Below are 15,968 nucleotides of genomic sequence, written 5' to 3' on the forward strand. Positions count from 1 at the left end.
CGCCCGTGACTCCGTCAGCTTCCTTCACCGATACGTCCCCTTGTCGGAAGTGGATACACGTGTGCCCGGCAATCCGCGTGGGCCCCAACGGGCGATTCTACGCAGCACGCTCGGATTTCCACGCCGCGCGGACCGATCAGTCGGCTGTGACGTCCCGCACGCGACCGAGCCGGTGGACGAGCGCGCCGTCGCGCGTCCCGGTCCCGGCGGCGAGGACGCGGCCGACGACGATCCGGTGATCGCCCTCCTCGACGACCACGGTGGTGCGGCACTCGAGCCACGCCGCGCCGTCGAGGATCGCGGCACCGGTGAGCTCGCCGGGCCGGAACGCGATGCCCTGGAGCTGGCCGATGTCCGGCCGTCCGGGCTCGGCGATCCAGGCGACGGTGCCCTCCTGGCCCGCGCCCATGACGGTGGCGGCCCAGAGCGAGTCGACGTCGAGCAGGTCGGCCAGCCGGCCGGCGCCGTGGACGACGACGAGGACGGTCGGCGGGTCGAGCGACACCGAGACCAGCGAGGTGACGACGGCCGCGATGTCCCGGCCGCCCGCGCGGGCGGCGACCACCGCGACACCGCCCGGCAGTCGCTGCATGGCCGCGCGGTAGGTCTGCTCCAGGCCCATCGTCAGCCGCTCCCCCGCGACCCGGTCCGCTCGCCGACCCAGCGGTCGGGCACGAAGGCGGCGGCGACCGCCGCGGCGAGGCTGAGCCCGAGCCAGGTGAGACCGAAGCCGTCCTGGGCGACCAGCACGTCGCCCCCGCGGCCGAGGTAGGTGAGCGCCTGGATGCCCGCGAGCACACCGAGGATCGAGCCGACGACGCCGGGACCGCGGCCGATCGAGCGCGCGAGCATCGCGGCCACCAGCACGATCGCGCAGGCGAGCACCATGCCGTAGGGGACGTGGCCGAGGCGCGCGCGGTGGAGCAGCGTGCCGGCGGTCGCGGCGACGAGGCCGAGCAGCACGCCGGTCAGCACGCGGACCCAGGTCCGCTCCGCTCGCCCGCCCGCGGCCGGAGCGTCCTCCCGCGGCGCGAGCGGGCTCGTCGAGGCGCCGTCGGCGGGACCGGCACCGTCCTCGCGCCGGGCGTCATCGACGACGACCGAGGCGGTCAGGCCGGCGGCCGCCGCGTCGCCGTGCGCGAGCTCGAGGCTCACGACGGGCAGGATCGGCTGGGCGACGCCGTTGCTCAGCGCGAACCAGCCGACCGCTGCCTGGTCCGTCCGGAGGGCGCGGACGCCCCGGCCCGCGAGGAGGGCGCGATCGATCGCGGGGACGGTCGCCCCCTGCACCTGCGAGTCGTAGCACCGCATCGCGGCCAGGAGGTTCGGGACGACGCGCGTGGCGTCGAGGGTCACGTCGACGTCGGCCGCGGACCGGGCGATCGACGGCAGCTCCCCGGTCTCGACCGTGAGCGCCTCCCCGTCCTCGCCGACGGCGCCCTCGAACGCGATCCCGCGCGCCACCTCGGCGCGCGCCGCGACGAGGCGGTCAGCCTCCTGCGCGACCCAGCCGACGGCCGGCACGACCCACGGGCCGTCGCCGCCGTCCGCGGTGGCCGCGGCACCGTCGCCCCGGGCCGCCAGGTCGACGGCGGCCATCGTGATCGCGTGCGTCCGGACGTGGTCGGGGTGCCCGTAGGCCCCGCCCGGCTCGTCGCAGACGACCAGGCCCGGCCGCAGCCGGCGCACGAGCCCGGCGAGCGCGGCTGCCTGCCCGTCGAGGTCGCCGGAGGTGAGGGCGGTCGGGGGTGCGTCGGCGGCGGGACCGGCGACGCCCGGCGCGACCCAGCGCATCCCCGAGTCGGTCCACCGCACGCCGTCGCCGGCGAGCTCGTCGAGGACGTGGCTCTCGTGGACGCCGAGCGCCGCGAGGGCGTCGCGGCGCTCGCGCATCCGGATCTCGGCGACCTCGGCGGTCCCCTCGGTCTCGTGCATCCCGATCATCTCGCCGCACTCGCCGCGCGTCGCCGTCACGACGACGACGCGGCGGCCGCGTGCCGCCTCCAGCGCGAGCAGCGCCCCGGCCTGGAGCGTCTCGTCGTCCGGGTGGGCGAAGACCGCGAGGAGCGGGGCGCCCGCGTCACCGGCACCGCCGGACGGCGGGGTGGGAGGCGTCGTGGACATGCGGCCCTCGGGTTGGCTCAGGCGTTCGCGCGCTTGGCCCGAGAGGCCGCCCGCGCCCGGTCGTGCTGGTCGAGGGCAACCTTACGGATGCGGACGATCTCGGGCGTCACCTCGACGCACTCGTCCTCGGCCGCCCACTCCAGCGACTCCTCGAGCGTGAGGATCCGCGGCGGCGTCAGGCGCTCGAGCTCCTCGCCCGTCGAGGAGCGGATGTTGTTGAGCTTCTTCTCGCGGGTGATGTTGACGTCCATGTCGTCGGCGCGGGTGTTCTCCCCGACGACCATGCCCTCGTAGACGTCCTGCGTCGGCGTGACGAAGAACGTCCCGCGGTCCTGCAGGTTCATCAGGGCGTGCGACGTCGCGACGCCGGCGCGGTCCGCGACGAGCGAGCCGGTCGTGCGGATCTCGATCGCGCCGGCCCACGGCTCGTAGCCCTCCGCGATCGACGAGGCGATGCCGGTGCCGCGCGTCTCCGTGAGGAACCGGGTGCGGAAGCCGATGAGGCCGCGGGCGGGGACGAGGAACTCCATCCGGACCCAGCCCGTCCCGTGGTTGCTCATCGTCACCATGCGGCCCTTGCGCGCGGCCAGGAGCTGCGTCACGGCGCCGAGGAACTCCTCGGGCACGTCGATCGTCAGGCGCTCCATCGGCTCGTGCACCTTGCCGTCGATGTCGCGCGTCACGACCTGCGGCTTGCCGACGGTCAGCTCGAACCCCTCGCGGCGCATCTGCTCGACGAGGATCGCGAGCGCCAGCTCGCCGCGGCCCTGGACCTCCCAGGCGTCGGGGCGGTCGGTCGGGAGCACGCGCAGCGACACGTTGCCGACGAGCTCGCGGTCGAGGCGGTCCTTGACCTGGCGCGCGGTCATCTTGTGACCCTTGCCGCCCTTGCCGGCGAGCGGGGAGGTGTTGATCCCGATCGTCATCGAGATGGCCGGGTCGTCGACCGTGATGAGCGGGAGCGGACGCGGGTCGTCGGCGTCGACGAGCGACTCGCCGATCGTGATCTCCTCGATCCCCGCGACGGCGACGATGTCACCCGGCCCGGCCTCCTGCGCCGGCACGCGCTCGAGGGCCTTGGTCTCCAGCAGCTCGGAGATCCGCACGTTCGTCACGGAGCCGTCGCGCCGGGCCCAGCCGACCGTCTGGCCCTTGCGCAGCGTGCCGTTGTGCACGCGCAGGAGCGCGAGCCGGCCGAGGAACGGCGACGCGTCGAGGTTCGTCACGTGCGCCTGGAGCGGCGCGGCCGGGTCGTACGTCGGCGCGGGGATCCGGTCGAGGATCGTCGCGAACAGCGGCTCGAGGTTCGGCGAGTCCGGCATCTGGCCGTCGCCGGGACGCTCGACGCTGGCGCGGCCGGCCTTCGCCGCCGCGTAGAGCACGGGCAGGTCGAGGATCGCGTCGTAGTCGACCTCGGTCTCGCCGTCCTCCTCCAGGTCCGAGGCGAGCGCGAGCAGCAGGTCCGTCGTCTCGTGGACGACCTCCTCGATGCGCGAGTCCGGCCGGTCGACCTTGTTGACGACGAGGATGACGGGCAGGTGCGCGGCGAGCGCCTTGCGCAGCACGAACCGCGTCTGCGGCAGCGGGCCCTCGCTCGCGTCGACCAGGAGGACGACGCCGTCGACCATCGACAGGCCGCGCTCGACCTCGCCGCCGAAGTCGGCGTGCCCGGGGGTGTCGATCACGTTGATCGTGATGCCGTCGGGCTGGCCGACGGCGGCGGCCGCGGGACCGGAGTAGCGGACCGCCGTGTTCTTCGCGAGGATCGTGATGCCCTTCTCGCGCTCGAGGTCGCCGGAGTCCATGGCGCGCTCCTCGACGTGGCTGTGCTCGCCGAACGCGCCGGACTGCCAGAGCATGGCGTCGACGAGGGTGGTCTTGCCGTGGTCGACGTGCGCGACGATCGCGACGTTGCGCAGGTCCCCGCGCGTCGCGGTGGTGGCGTCGGCGGAGGTTTCGGGCATAGCGGGGCTCATCGACTCATCTCGGTCGTCGGGTGCTGGCTGAAGCTCCGGTCGGTGCCGTCCGAAGCGTGCTCCGGGGAGCGGGTGGTGAGTGGCGGAGCCGCCCACGCCGGGGCACTGCAACGCGCAATCGATCATTCTACGCCGTAGCCTGAAGGGCGCGGGAACGGGCCCGCGCCCGGGCGTCGAGAGGGTGGCATGCGCGGCAGACTCGTCCTCGGCGGCCCTCGTGCGGCCCGGCTGCCGCTGGCCCTGCTCGCCCTCGTCGTCGCGATCGTGTCGCTCGCGGGTCCGCTCGCCCTCGCGCTGGCCCGCGGCGCGGACGACGCCGGCGCGGCGGGCGTCCTGGCCCACCTGCCGACGCCGGACCGCGGGCTCGCCATCGCGACCCGCACGGCCGACGACCCCGCCGAGCAGCTCGCCGGAGCCGACGACGTGCTCGCGGCGCTGCCCGGCGCCCCCGCGCTGCACGTCATCACCCAGCGCCTCACCTACCCGCTCGCGAGCGCCGAGCAGCTTCCGGGCGGCCGGGACTCCGTCGTGCTCATGGCGACCGACGACCTCGCCGACGCGGTCCGGATCGTGGCGGGGACGCTGCCGTCGTCCGCCGACGGGGCCGCGCGGCTGGAGGTCGTGGCGCCCGCCCCCTCGGGTCTCGCGATCGGCGACGTGCTCACGCTCGGGGAGCGCGCGACGCGGGTCGTCGTCGTCGGGCTGTGGGAGACGACCGACGACGACGCGGCGTGGTTCGGGGACCCGGGCGTCGCGGACGGCGAGGTGACCGATGTCACGACGGGCGGCGGGAGCGCGATCGGCCCGCTCCTCGTCGCCGACCCGGCCGACCTCCTGCCGACGGTGGAGCGCGCGCGGCAGCGCTGGATCCTCCTGCCCGCGCCGGACCTGCGGGGCGAGGACGTCCCCCGCGTCGCCCAGGCCCTCGCCGCGGCACCCGACCGGCTGGCCGGGGCTGGCGTGTTCACGCAGGGCTCGGCGGTGAGCGGCGGCGGACCGGCGACGTTCGCCGCGCTGGCGGCCCGCGCGGCGGACGTCGGGGCGCGCGGTCAGAGCGCCGCCGCGCTCGTGGTCGTGGCGGGCGCGGTGGGTGTGCTCGCCGTCGGCGCCGCGCTGGGCCGAGCGCTCCTCGCGCGCACGCGCCTGCTGCTCGCGCGCGGGGCTGGCCAGCTCCAGGTCGGTGCCGTCGACGCGCCCGGCGTCGTGGCCGCGGCGGGACTCGGGGCGGGCGTCGGGCTCGGCTGCGGGCTCGCACTCGGCGCGATCCTCGCCGCCGTGGGAGCCGGCGGTGGCGGTGTCGGGGCTGGCGACGCCGCCCGGTGGGCGCTCGGCGCGTTCCTCGCCGCCGGCCTCGGGACGTGGGCCCTGACGCGGCGACGGCTCGCCGTCGACCGGTTCCGGCCGGGGCTCGGCCGGCTCGTCGGATGGACGATCCTCGCGGTGGGAACCGCCTGGACGCTCTGGCGCCTGCTCACGGGCGGCCTCCTCGTCGGGACCGGGACCGGTGTGCGAGCGGATCTCGCCGCGGCGTTCGCGCTCCCGCTGCTGCTCCCGGTCGCCGGGGTTGCCGCGACCTCGCTGCTGCGCCCCGTGGCGCGGGCCGCGACCCGGCTCGCGCGGCGCGGGCTCGGCCCGCTGCTGACGCTGCGACGGCTCGCGCACGGCCCTCACCCGACGCTCGGGGCCGCCGCGGCCGTCACCGGCGGCGCCGCGCTCCTGGCGACGCGGGCCGCGGCCGCCGACGACCAGCTCGGCCGGCCCCTCGCCCTGGCGCTGCTGTGCGCGGCCGTCGCGAGCGCGGCGCTCGCGACGGCGGTGGGGATCGCCGCCGCCGGCGAGCGGCGCCGTCGCGGGCTCGCCGGGGCGACGGCGAGCGGGGTCCCGCCGCGCACCGGTCGCCTCGGCTCGACGGCGAGCGATGTCGTCACGGCCGCGGTCGCGCTCGCGGTCGGGGCCGCCGTCGCCGCCGCACTGGCACCCGAGCTGCTCGAGACGCCCACCGTGGGCGGGGGCTCCTGATGGCCGCGGCCGGACTGGGCTGGGGGCGGCTGCTCGCCCGGCACCTGCGGCTGAGCGCGGCCCGCTGGAGCGTGCTCGCGCTCGTGGTCCTCGTGACCTCGGCCGCCGTCATGATCTGGCCGCGGTGGATCGAACGCAGCGCGACCGACGAGCTGCGCCAGGCGCTGTCCGCCTCCGGCTTCGTCGACCCGACGGCCGTGCCCAGCTCCCTGTGGATCGACGTCATGCGGCCGGCCCCCTCGGCCGAGACCGCCGAGGCCTACGCGTGGGGGGCGGTCCAGCGCACGCTGACGCAGGTCCACGACGACGCGCCCTCCCCCCTGCGCGACGTCCTCGACGACCCGGGCATGTTCGCGGTCGTCACGGGGCAGGTCCAGCTCCCGGTCCCCGGGGGCTCGGGGATCACGGGGATGTCGATCCGCGGCTTCACCGCACCCGACGTCCTCGACCGCGTCGAGCTGGTCGAGGGACGCCCGCCGGCCTACGTGCCGATCCCGTCCGATCAGGTCCTCTTCCCGATCGAGGGCGAGCCGGGGTACGAGGAGTACGAGTCCCCGCCGCTGGAGATCGCCCTGTCCGAGGACGCGGCCGAGGCGCTCATGTGGCCGGTCGGCGAGTCCCGCGTGGTGGCCACGCGCTACCCCTGGACGCAGGAGATCGTGCTCACCGCGACGTTCCGGGCCACGCCGGAGTCCGAGGCCTCCGGCTGGGCGAACCAGGCCGCGCAGCTCCTGCACCCCACCACGTCGTACTCGATCTACCAGGACGTCTTCGTCGAGGCGCGGGCCTACGTGCCGCCGGGCGGGGCCATGATGCGGCTCTGGGCCGCCGACACCAGCTCCAACCAGCCGTCCTACGTCCGGCTCTGGTACCCGTTCACCGCCTCCACCGTGACCATGCACGAGGCGGGGCTGCTCGCGCAGCAGCTCCGCGACCTCGTCGAGGTCCCGGTCCCGGTCGAGAACGGGTCCGTCTCGTTCACCACGTCGGCGCCCGACATCATCGACGACGTCGCCGCCCGGCAGCTGGCGACGAACGCGGTGCTCGGCCTCGCGGTGGCGGCACCGGCCGGCGTCCTCCTCGTGCTCCTCGCCCTCGCCGCGAGCGTCATCGTGCAGCCGCGCCGCACGGCGCTCGGGCTCCTCACCGCGCGCGGCGCGTCGCCCGGCCAGGTGCGCGCCCTGCTGGGCGCGGAGGCGGCGCTCGTGGCGGTCCCGGCCGCCGTCGCCGGGGGCGTCCTCGCCACGGCCCTCGTCCCCGCCCACGCCTCGCCGTGGTGGTGGGCGGGACCGGCGGCGGTCGCGGCCGCCCCGGTCTGCTCGCTCGCGCTCGGCGGCGGGGGCCGACCGCGTCCGCGGGTCCGCCTCGTGACGGAGCTCGCGGTCGGTCTCCTCACGCTCGCCGCAACGGTCACGCTCCTGACCGCCCGCCGCATCGGCACCACCGCCGTCGGCGCGGCGTCGGGAGGCACCGATCCCCTCGTCCTCGTGACACCGCTCCTGCTCGCCGTCTGCGTCGCCATCGTCTGTCTCCACCTGCTCCCGGCGCTGGTCCGGCCCGTCGCCGCGCGGCTGCGCCGGCGAGACGACCTCGTGCCGGCCCTCGGCTCGACCCTCGCGAGCCGCCGCCGGCCACCGCTGGCGAGCACGATCGCCGTCGCGACCGGAGCCGCCGTCGCCGTGCTCGGGCAGGTCGCGACGGCCACGGTGACGCACGGGCTGCACGAGGCCGCCAGGACCTCGGTCGGGGCCGACGTGCGGATCACCGCTGGACTGTCCCCGGACGACGTCGCCTGGCTGGAGGACCTGGACGGGGTCGCGGCGGTGGCGACGGTCGTCTCGCCGTACTCCTCGGCCACGTTCATCGCCGCCGACGGGCCGACGACGACCTTCACGCTCTACGCCGTCGACCCCGCCGCCCTTGCCGCCGTCCAGGCCGAGGTCCCCGGCGCGCTCGAGGTGCCGACGCACCGGGCCGGCGCGCCGGCCGACCTCGTGCTGTCCGAGCGCGCCGGTCAGCCGCCCGGGACCGCGGGCGAGCTGGTCGCGAGCCGTCGGTCCCCGGCCGTGGTCGACCACCTCGCCGCCCGCGCCCCCGGCCTCACCGGCAGCGGCACGTGGGGCGCCGTCGACGTCGCCGCGCTCCAGGAGGCCGGGATCGACCTGCCGCCCGGATCGGCCCTGCTGTCCGTCGACCCGGACGACCGCGCGGCGACGGCGGCGGTCGTCGCGGCGCTGCGGGAGCACTTCGGCGACCGCGCGACGGTCGCGTCCTACGACGAGCGCGTGGCCGAGCTGGCCGAGGCGCCCACCGCGCGAGCGCTGCGCACCGGCCTGGCCATCGTGAGCTGGCTGGGGATCGGCGCCGCCGTCGTCGCCGTCCTCCTGACGCTCGCCGGGGCCAACGAGCCGCGCACGCGTCTCGTGTCCGTGCTGCGCACGCTCGGGCTCCCGCCGCGCGCTGAGCTCCGGCTGGTGCTGTGGGAGATCGCGCCGGCGGTCGGGCTCGCGCTCGTGCTCGGCGCCGGGCTGGGTGTCGGCCTCGGCGCCCTGCTGGTCCGGGTCACCGACCTGCGGCCGTTCACCGGGACCGTCGAGCAGCCGTCGATCGCGCTGGAGCCGCTCGGGCTCACGCTCACGCTGGCTGGGGCGGTGCTCGCCGTTGTCGTCTCCGTGGTCGTGGCCGCCTGGTCGTCCGGGCGCCGCAGCGCCGCCGTCGTCCTACGAGTCGGAGAGGGGTCGTCATGATCGTGTGCGAGGACCTGGTGCGGATCTTCCGCGGCGAGGGGGTCGAGGTGCAGGCCCTGCAGGGCCTGTCGCTGCGGATCGAGAAGGGGGAGCTGGTCGCGGTGGTCGGGGCGTCCGGCTCCGGCAAGTCCACCCTGCTCAACATCCTCTCGGCGCAGGACGTCCCGAGCGCGGGAGCCGTGCGGGTCGCGGGCCGCGACCTCACCTCGCTCGGCCGGCGCGGCCGGGTCGGCTACCGCCGCGAGCACGTGGGCTTCGTCTGGCAGCAGACGGGCCAGAACCTCGTGCCCTACCTCACCGCCGCCGAGAACGTCGCGCTGCCGATGATGGTGGCCGGCACCGCGCGGGCTCGGCGGGGACGGTCCGGCGAGCTGCTCGACCTGCTCGAGGTCGGCGAGCTGGCCGACCGCCGGCCCGAGGAGATGTCCGGCGGTCAGCAGCAGCGGGTGGCGATCGCCGTCGCGCTCGCGAACGAGCCGGACGTGCTGCTCGCGGACGAGCCGACCGGTCAGCTCGACGAGGAGACGAGCGCCACCGTGCTCGAGGCGATCCGGCGGGTCAACGCCGAGACGGGGGTGACGACGCTCATCGTCACGCACGACCGCGCCGTCAGCGACCACGTCGCCCGCACGGTCCAGATCCGCGACGGCCGCGTGGCCGGTGAGGTCCACCGGAGCCAGGGCGAGGGCGGCGAGCACCACTCCCCGCAGGAGTACACGGTCATCGACCGGGTGGGACGCCTGCAGCTCCCGAGCGAGTACGTCGCGCGGCTCCAGCTCATCGACCGCGTGCGGCTCACGCTCGAGCCCGATCACGTCGAGGTCCACCCGGGGAAGGAGCAGTCATGAGTCCCGAGACGCACGGTCCGGAGGCGCACGGCCCCGGCGACTCGCCCGGGACGAGGCGGGAACGCCGGGAGCGCGCCCGTGCCGCGGTCGCCCCGGTGCTCGTCGCCGAGCGTCTCTCCCGGGTCTTCCCGACGCCCGCGGGCGACGTCGTCGCGGTCGCGGACGTCTCGCTCGACCTGCGCCCCGGCGAGCTCGTCGCGCTGCGCGGGCCCTCCGGCTCGGGCAAGACCACGCTGCTCAACCTGCTCGGCGGGCTCGACGAGCCGACGTCGGGCACCGCCCGGGTCGACGGGCAGGACCTGGCCGACCTGGACGAGTCGGCGCGGCTCGCGCTGCGCCGAACCACGCTGGCGTTCGTCTTCCAGGCGTTCGGGCTCATCGGGGACCTCACCGCCCGGGAGAACGTCGAGGTGCCGCTCCGGCTGCGCGGCACGCCCCCGACCGAGCGCGACCTGCGGGTCGACGCGGTGCTCGGCGCGGTCGGTCTCGCGCCCCACGCCCATCAGCGGCCGGGCGAGCTCTCGGGCGGTCAGCAGCAGCGCGTCGGGATCGCGCGGGCGATCGTGGCCGAGCCGCGCCTCCTCCTGGCGGACGAGCCGACCGGTCAGCTCGACTCCACCACGGGGACCGAGATCATGGAGCTGCTGGCCGAGGTGGTGCACGCGCGCGGGCTCGCCGCGCTCGTAGCGACGCACGACCCGCTCATGCTCGAGCGGGCCGACCGCGTCCTCCGGCTGCGCGACGGCCGCCTCGTCGACGACTAGCGCGCCGGCCCGGCGCGCTGGCCTCTCCCCGCGGGTGGGCGTCAGGACCGCTCGTCGTCCTCCGGACGGGACGGCCCGGTCGGGCCCTGGGGCCAGGCGGCGTCGCTCGCGGCGTCCGCGTCGGCCTCGTCCGGCCCCCACTCGCTGAGCGTGCGGGGCACGTCGCTGTCCGTGCCCGCCGACGCGGCCACCGGACGCTGCTCGGCGCGGCCGTCCAGCCCGAGGCCGACCTCGAGGAGCGCGGCCCGCAGCTCGCGGCGCTCGCGCTGCTTGTCCGGGTCGGGGACCGGGACGGCCGCGATGAGGCGCTGCGTGTAGGCCTCCCGCGGGGCGCGCAGGATCTCGTCCCGCGTCCCCTCCTCCACGATCCGTCCGTGCTGCATCACGACGATCCGGTCGGCGAGCAGGTCGATGACCGCGAGGTCGTGCGTGACGAACAGGCAGGCGAACTTGAGCTCGGCCTGGATCTGCTGGAACAGCTCGAGGACGTGCGACTGGACGGAGACGTCGAGCGCCGAGGTCGGCTCGTCCGCGACGAGCAGCTCGGGCCCGAGCGCGAGCGCCCGGGCGATGCCGACGCGCTGCTTCTGGCCGCCCGACAGCTCGTGCGGGTAGCGGTTGCGGTAGGCCCGCGGCAGCTCGACCTGGTCCAGCAGCTCCTCGATCCGCTTCTGCAGCGCGTCGCCCTTGGCGAGGCCGGCCAGGTAGATCGGCTCACCGATCGACTCGCCGATCGGGAGCCGGGGGTTGAGCGAGGACGACGGGTCCTGGAACACCATGCCGACCTTGCGCCGCAGCTGCGCGCGCACCTTGCGGTCGCGCGTGCTCACGTCGATGCCGGCGACCGTCAGCGTGCCCTCGACGACGGGGAGCAGGCCGACGGCCGCCCGCCCGATGGTCGTCTTGCCGGAGCCGGACTCCCCGACCAGGCCGACGACCTCGCCCGGGCGGATCTCGAGGTTGGCGCCCTCGACCGCCCGGAACGCCGGGATCCGGCCCTGCTTGGGGTACTCGATCGCGACGTCCGCGAGCGTGAGGATCGGCGTCGTCCGGGCGAGCTCGTCCGAGCGCGCGGCCGCGGCCTCCGCCTTGGCGAGCGCCTCGGCGTTGGCCGCCTCGCGTCGGGCCATCTCCTCCGGGTCGACGTCGACGAGCGCGCTGCCCTCGCCGACGGCGGAGGCGAGCGAGGCCGTGAGGTCGATGTCCGCGCCGCCGAGCGCCGGGACGGACGCGAGCAGCTCGCGCGTGTACGGGTGCTTCGGCTCGCTGAAGATCTCGTTCGACGTCCCGCGCTCGACGATGAGCCCGTGACGCATCACGATGATCTCGTCCGCCAGGTCGGCGACGACCCCCATGTCGTGCGTGATGAGGATGACGGCGCTCTGGAGCTGGTCCTTGAGGTTGCGCATGAGGTCGAGGATCTCGGCCTGGACCGTGACGTCGAGCGCGGTGGTCGGCTCGTCGGCGATGAGCAGCTTCGGGTCGCAGGAGAGCGACTGGGCGATCATCGCGCGCTGCCGCTGCCCGCCGGAGAGCTGGTGGGGGTAGGACCGGAACGCCTTGACCGGGTCGGGCAGCTCCACCATCGTGAGCAGCTCGATCGCGCGGTCGCGGGCGGCGTCCGGGGAGAGCGGGTTGTGCAGCCGGAGCGTCTCGACGATCTGGTTGCCGACCGTGTAGACGGGGTTGAGCGCCGTCATCGGCTCCTGGAAGATCATCGCGATCTCGTCGCCGCGGATGCCGCGCATCCGGGCCGGCGACATCCCCCGCAGCTCGCGGCCGGACAGCTTGACGCTGCCCGAGATGCGCGCGTTCTTCGGCAGCAGGTCGAGGATCGCCATCGACGAGACCGACTTGCCCGAGCCCGACTCGCCGACGATCGCGAGCACCTCGCCCGCGTGGACCGTGTAGCTCAGGTCGATCGCTGCCGGCACCCACTTGCGGTCCACGGCGAAGTCGACCGACAGGCCGGAGACCTCGAGGACGACGTCTCCGGTCGCGAGGTCCGGCGCCGCATCCACCGCGACGGCGGCGTAGCTGTTGTCGGTCATCGGATACCTCCTGGGATCATGCTGGAGTGAGAACACGCGGGGACGGACGCAACGACACCTCGACACCGGGCGGGACGTGGGTCTACCGACCCCGGAGCTCCTCGGTCTACGCCGCCATCCTCGCGGTGGTGCTGGCCGGCTGGACGTGGTCGACGCTGGCCGACGGGACGTTCCGGCCGCTGGTCGCGCTGCCGTGGCTGCTGTTCCTGGCTACCGCCGGGTACACGGTGTTCGTGCGGCCGAGAGTCGAGGTGGACGACGCCGGCGTCACGCTGGTCAACCCGCTGCGCACCGTCGTCGTGCCGTGGCCGGCGCTCGTGCACGTCAGCACGCGCTACGCGCTCACCCTGCACACGCCCGGTGGGAACCACCGCGCCTGGGCGGCGCCCGGCCCCGGCCGGCACGCCGCCACCATGTCCACCGCCGTCGACGTGCGCGCGGTCAGCCGGACCGGCGGGAGCACCGGCAGCGTCGGCCTCGGCGACCTGCCGAGCTCGCCGTCCGGCGTCGCGGCCCACCACGTGCGCGAGCGGTGGCAGAACCTCGTCGACGCCGGCGCCGTCGAGGCGGGCGTCGCCGAGGAGACCCCGGTGCGCACGCGCGTCGCGTGGCCGTGGGTCGCCGCGCTCGCCGTCACCGCACTGGTCGGCGTCGGCGCGGCCCTGCTCGGCTGAGGTCGTCACGACCCCAGCCCGCCGATGCCGAAGCCGCTCGAGCGCTGGTCCAGCGGCCGCGGCGGCCCGGACGTCGTGGCCCCGGCCTCCGACACGATCCGCGCATTGGCCTCGCGGCGACGCTCGGCCTCGCCCGTGTCGGCCACGCGACGCAGGGAGATCTTCTTCTGCCGCGGGTCGAAGGCGTCGCGCAGACCGTCGCCGATGAAGTTGATGCAGAGGCAGATGACGATGATGAAGATGCCGGGGAACCAGAACAGCCAGGGCCGGGTGGAGAACGCGGCCTGGTTCTCGCTGATGAGCTTGCCGAGCGAGGTGTCCGGCGCCTGCACGCCGAAGCCCAGGTAGCTCAGCGCCGTCTCGGTGAGGATCGCCGCGGACATGAGCAGCGTCGTGTTGACCGTGATGACGCCGACGGCGTTCGGCAGGATGTGCTTGAAGATGATCCGGTTGTTCGAGGCGCCGGCGAGCCGCGCGGCGTCGACGAACTCCCGCTCGCGCAGCGTGAGGAAGTCACCGCGGGTGAGACGCGCCATCCCGGTCCAGCTCACGAGGCCGAGGAAGACACCCAGCAGGAGAACGCCCCCGTCGGACGCGTTCTGCCCGACGACCGCCGCGGCGACGAGCGCCGGGATGATGATGATGACGTCGGTGAACCGCATGAGGACGGTCTCGACCTTGCCGCGGAAGTAGCCCGAGCAGGCGCCGATGACGACCCCGACGAAGGCGGCGATGGCGCCGACGACGACGGTGATGAAGAGCGAGATCTGGATCCCGCGCATCGTCATGGCGAAGTAGTCGCGCCCGACCGAGTCCTGGCCGAACGGGTGCTCGCCGAGCGAGAACGGCCAGAGCTGGAGCGAGGGGCGGCCGCCGTCGACGAGCGTCGGGATCTTCCCGGCGTAGCCGTACTTCCACCAGCCGGGGATCGGGCCCAGGCCGATCGAGGTGATCGCGAGGATCACGACGAACGCGAGCACGACGATGGAGACCATGGCCCCGGTGTGGCCGCGGAACCGCTTGCGGACGATGGCGCCCTGGCTCAGGCCCTTGACGTCGTCGCCGTCCGTGCCGCCTGCCGCGGCGTCCACCGGACGGACGTTCTCGAGGTTCTCCGGGGAGCTCATGCCTTCACCCGCACTCTCGGGTCGAGGGCGGAGTACGCGAGGTCCGCCAGGAGGTTGAACACGACGGCCATGAGGCCCGTGACGAGGAAGAAGCCCATGACGGGGGGTGGATCGATGTTGCTGAGCCCCTGGATGAACAACGTGCCCATGCCCTGGATCGAGAAGATCCGCTCCGTGATGACGGCGCCACCGAGCAGGGCGCCGATGTCGAAGGCCACGATGGTCGCGATCGGGATGAGCGCGTTGCGGAACGCGTGCCGCGTGACGACGACGCGCTCGGACAGGCCCTTCGCGCGCGCGGTCCGCACGTAGTCCTGGCTCATCACCTCGAGCATCGAGGCCCGCGAGTAGCGCGTGTAGGACGCGAGGGAGATGAGGACGAGGGCCGCGGTCGGCAGCACGAAGTGGGTGAACGTGTCGATGCCGGAGGTCCAGAAGTCGCCGTCGAGGCCGGCCGTCGAGGAGCCGATGGTCGCGATCGGGCGGCCGCGCACGCGCGGGTGCGACATGTACCCGGGCCAGGCCAGGAAGAACCGGTCGAGCGCCACGAGGAGGGCGACGAGGAAGCCGGTGAGCCCGGCCGCCTTCATCGACTGGCCACGGTCGTAGCCGCCCATGAGGTAGCCGACCAGGACGCTGGCCCCGACGGCGAGGGCGCACAGCCCGACCATGAGCCAGAACGTCGCGCGCTCGAACAGCGGGACCATCACGACCATCGCCACGAGGCCGAGCCCGACGGAGATGAGGCTGGACCACAGCGCCTTGCGGTTCTTCAGCCCGGCGAACAGGACCGTGGCGCCGAACGCGATGGCGACGCCGAACACGGCGACCAGCGGGATGCCGAGACCCGGGTAGAGGAACCACCTGCTCGCGGAGAGGTAGAACGCGACGCCGGCGCCCACGACGATCCCGCCGCCGAGGAACGCGAGCCGCCGCAGCCAGCTCCCGCTCGCGACGAGGAGAGCCAGCAGACCCGTGACGACGCCGATGCCGATGATCGCGCCGGGTGGGATGGTCGGGTCGACCAGGAAGTCGTTGAACCGGATCGCGCCGAACTCCTTGAGCAGCACCGCCACCCAGAAGGACGGCAGCGAGAAGAAGAGGAACGTGCCGAAGGTGATGAGGTAGTCGAACCCCGAGTACTGCCGCAGGGCGGTCACGATGCCGATGGTGACGCCGAGGATGATGGCGAGCAGCGTCGCGGCCGTGACGAGCTGGAGCGTCGAGGGGATCGCCGCCCGGAGCAGGCTCGTGACGGGCAGGCCGCCCGTGTTCGTGCCGAGGTCACAGGTTCCGGCGAAGGGGGCGACGCACCCGACCACCCCGCGCAGCCACAGGAAGTAGCGCGGGACCAGCGGCACGTCGAGGTGGAGCTTCGCCGAGCGGTCGGCCATCAGCTGGTCGCGGTTCGGGGCGTTGCTCTGGCGCAGCTCGCGGAGCGGGTCACCCGACCACGCGACGAGGCAGAAGACGACGAACGATGCTGCTAGCAGAATCAGCGCTGACTGCAGCAGCCTGCGGAAGATGTAGGACGACATCGATCCCCTTAGCTGACGTGTGTGGCTCGCGAGAGTCTAGAGGACTCGGAATGCCTACCGTTGACCGGCATTTTACGACACGGAAGGGGTGCGGGCCCGC

Annotated in this window: 11 protein-coding genes; 5 read left to right on the plus strand and 6 right to left on the minus strand. The window is 74.6% G+C overall.

The window, feature by feature from the left end:
- Positions 1 to 136: 136 nt before the first annotated feature.
- From EDD28_RS01730 to typA, 3 genes are read right to left on the minus strand one after another with little or no spacing between them, the layout of a single operon-like run.
- Positions 137 to 622: a flavin reductase family protein gene (locus EDD28_RS01730; RefSeq protein ID WP_123738059.1), complete on the minus strand. Its 486-nt coding sequence runs from the start codon at positions 620 to 622 to the stop codon at positions 137 to 139.
- Positions 623 to 624: 2 nt separating this feature from the next.
- A complete protein-coding gene (locus tag EDD28_RS01735; RefSeq protein ID WP_123738060.1) occupies positions 625 to 2,124 on the minus strand; it encodes a PIG-L family deacetylase in 1,500 nt (499 codons plus the stop codon).
- Between the two features lie 17 nt (positions 2,125 to 2,141).
- The gene (gene typA, locus EDD28_RS01740; protein WP_123738061.1) at positions 2,142 to 4,088 is read right to left on the minus strand and encodes a translational GTPase TypA; all 1,947 of its coding nucleotides are present in this window, start codon (positions 4,086 to 4,088) and stop codon (positions 2,142 to 2,144) included.
- A 198-nt stretch (positions 4,089 to 4,286) separates the two neighbouring features.
- Here typA and EDD28_RS17235 point away from each other — a divergent pair, with 198 nt between their 5' ends.
- Genes EDD28_RS17235 through EDD28_RS01755 form a run of 4 tightly spaced genes read left to right on the plus strand, consistent with a single transcriptional unit; the run spans position 4,287 to position 10,478 of the window.
- The gene (locus tag EDD28_RS17235; protein ID WP_170169315.1) at positions 4,287 to 6,119 is read left to right on the plus strand and encodes a hypothetical protein; all 1,833 of its coding nucleotides are present in this window, start codon (positions 4,287 to 4,289) and stop codon (positions 6,117 to 6,119) included.
- Positions 6,119 to 8,866 (plus strand): FtsX-like permease family protein, encoded by a 2,748-nt coding sequence (locus EDD28_RS01745; protein ID WP_123738062.1) that lies wholly within the window; start codon positions 6,119 to 6,121, stop codon positions 8,864 to 8,866. Before EDD28_RS17235 ends, EDD28_RS01745 begins: the two co-directional genes overlap by 1 nt.
- Positions 8,863 to 9,714, plus strand: coding sequence for an ABC transporter ATP-binding protein (locus tag EDD28_RS01750; protein ID WP_123738063.1), 852 nt, complete (start codon positions 8,863 to 8,865; stop codon positions 9,712 to 9,714). The genes EDD28_RS01745 and EDD28_RS01750 overlap by 4 nt, the downstream gene beginning before the upstream one ends.
- Positions 9,711 to 10,478: an ABC transporter ATP-binding protein gene (locus EDD28_RS01755; protein WP_123738064.1), complete on the plus strand. Its 768-nt coding sequence runs from the start codon at positions 9,711 to 9,713 to the stop codon at positions 10,476 to 10,478. Before EDD28_RS01750 ends, EDD28_RS01755 begins: the two co-directional genes overlap by 4 nt.
- Before the next feature lie 41 nt (positions 10,479 to 10,519).
- On the opposite strand, the gene EDD28_RS01760 is transcribed toward EDD28_RS01755, so the two are convergent.
- A complete protein-coding gene (locus tag EDD28_RS01760; RefSeq protein WP_245967871.1) occupies positions 10,520 to 12,529 on the minus strand; it encodes a dipeptide ABC transporter ATP-binding protein in 2,010 nt (669 codons plus the stop codon).
- A gap of 26 nt (positions 12,530 to 12,555) precedes the next feature.
- On the opposite strand from EDD28_RS01760, the gene EDD28_RS01765 reads away from it, so the two are divergent.
- Complete coding sequence (locus tag EDD28_RS01765) at positions 12,556 to 13,203, plus strand: PH domain-containing protein (RefSeq protein ID WP_123738065.1); 648 nt, start codon at positions 12,556 to 12,558, stop codon at positions 13,201 to 13,203.
- Positions 13,204 to 13,208: 5 nt separating this feature from the next.
- Here the strand turns inward: EDD28_RS01765 and EDD28_RS01770 are convergent, their stop codons facing one another.
- Together EDD28_RS01770 and EDD28_RS01775 are read right to left on the minus strand one after the other, a co-directional pair.
- Positions 13,209 to 14,330 (minus strand): ABC transporter permease, encoded by a 1,122-nt coding sequence (locus EDD28_RS01770; protein WP_123738066.1) that lies wholly within the window; start codon positions 14,328 to 14,330, stop codon positions 13,209 to 13,211.
- Positions 14,327 to 15,868, minus strand: a complete 1,542-nt coding sequence (locus EDD28_RS01775) for an ABC transporter permease subunit (RefSeq protein ID WP_123738067.1) — start codon at positions 15,866 to 15,868, stop codon at positions 14,327 to 14,329. The genes EDD28_RS01770 and EDD28_RS01775 overlap by 4 nt, the downstream gene beginning before the upstream one ends.
- Positions 15,869 to 15,968: the final 100 nt, after the last annotated feature.

It is taken from the genome of Salana multivorans, assembly GCF_003751805.1.
GTDB lineage: Bacteria > Actinomycetota > Actinomycetes > Actinomycetales > Beutenbergiaceae > Salana > Salana multivorans.

Bases quoted from the DNA above. Each gene is read 5' to 3' on its own strand.
- EDD28_RS01730 (WP_123738059.1), bottom strand. From the start codon at position 622: ATGGGCCTGGAGCAGACCTACCGCGCGGCCATGCAGCGACTGCCGGGC.
- EDD28_RS01735 (WP_123738060.1), bottom strand. From the start codon at position 2,124: ATGTCCACGACGCCTCCCACCCCGCCGTCCGGCGGTGCCGGTGACGCG.
- typA (WP_123738061.1), bottom strand. From the start codon at position 4,088: ATGCCCGAAACCTCCGCCGACGCCACCACCGCGACGCGCGGGGACCTG.
- EDD28_RS17235 (WP_170169315.1), top strand. From the start codon at position 4,287: ATGCGCGGCAGACTCGTCCTCGGCGGCCCTCGTGCGGCCCGGCTGCCG.
- EDD28_RS01745 (WP_123738062.1), top strand. From the start codon at position 6,119: ATGGCCGCGGCCGGACTGGGCTGGGGGCGGCTGCTCGCCCGGCACCTG.
- EDD28_RS01750 (WP_123738063.1), top strand. From the start codon at position 8,863: ATGATCGTGTGCGAGGACCTGGTGCGGATCTTCCGCGGCGAGGGGGTC.
- EDD28_RS01755 (WP_123738064.1), top strand. From the start codon at position 9,711: ATGAGTCCCGAGACGCACGGTCCGGAGGCGCACGGCCCCGGCGACTCG.
- EDD28_RS01760 (WP_245967871.1), bottom strand. From the start codon at position 12,529: ATGACCGACAACAGCTACGCCGCCGTCGCGGTGGATGCGGCGCCGGAC.
- EDD28_RS01770 (WP_123738066.1), bottom strand. From the start codon at position 14,330: ATGAGCTCCCCGGAGAACCTCGAGAACGTCCGTCCGGTGGACGCCGCG.
- EDD28_RS01775 (WP_123738067.1), bottom strand. From the start codon at position 15,868: ATGTCGTCCTACATCTTCCGCAGGCTGCTGCAGTCAGCGCTGATTCTG.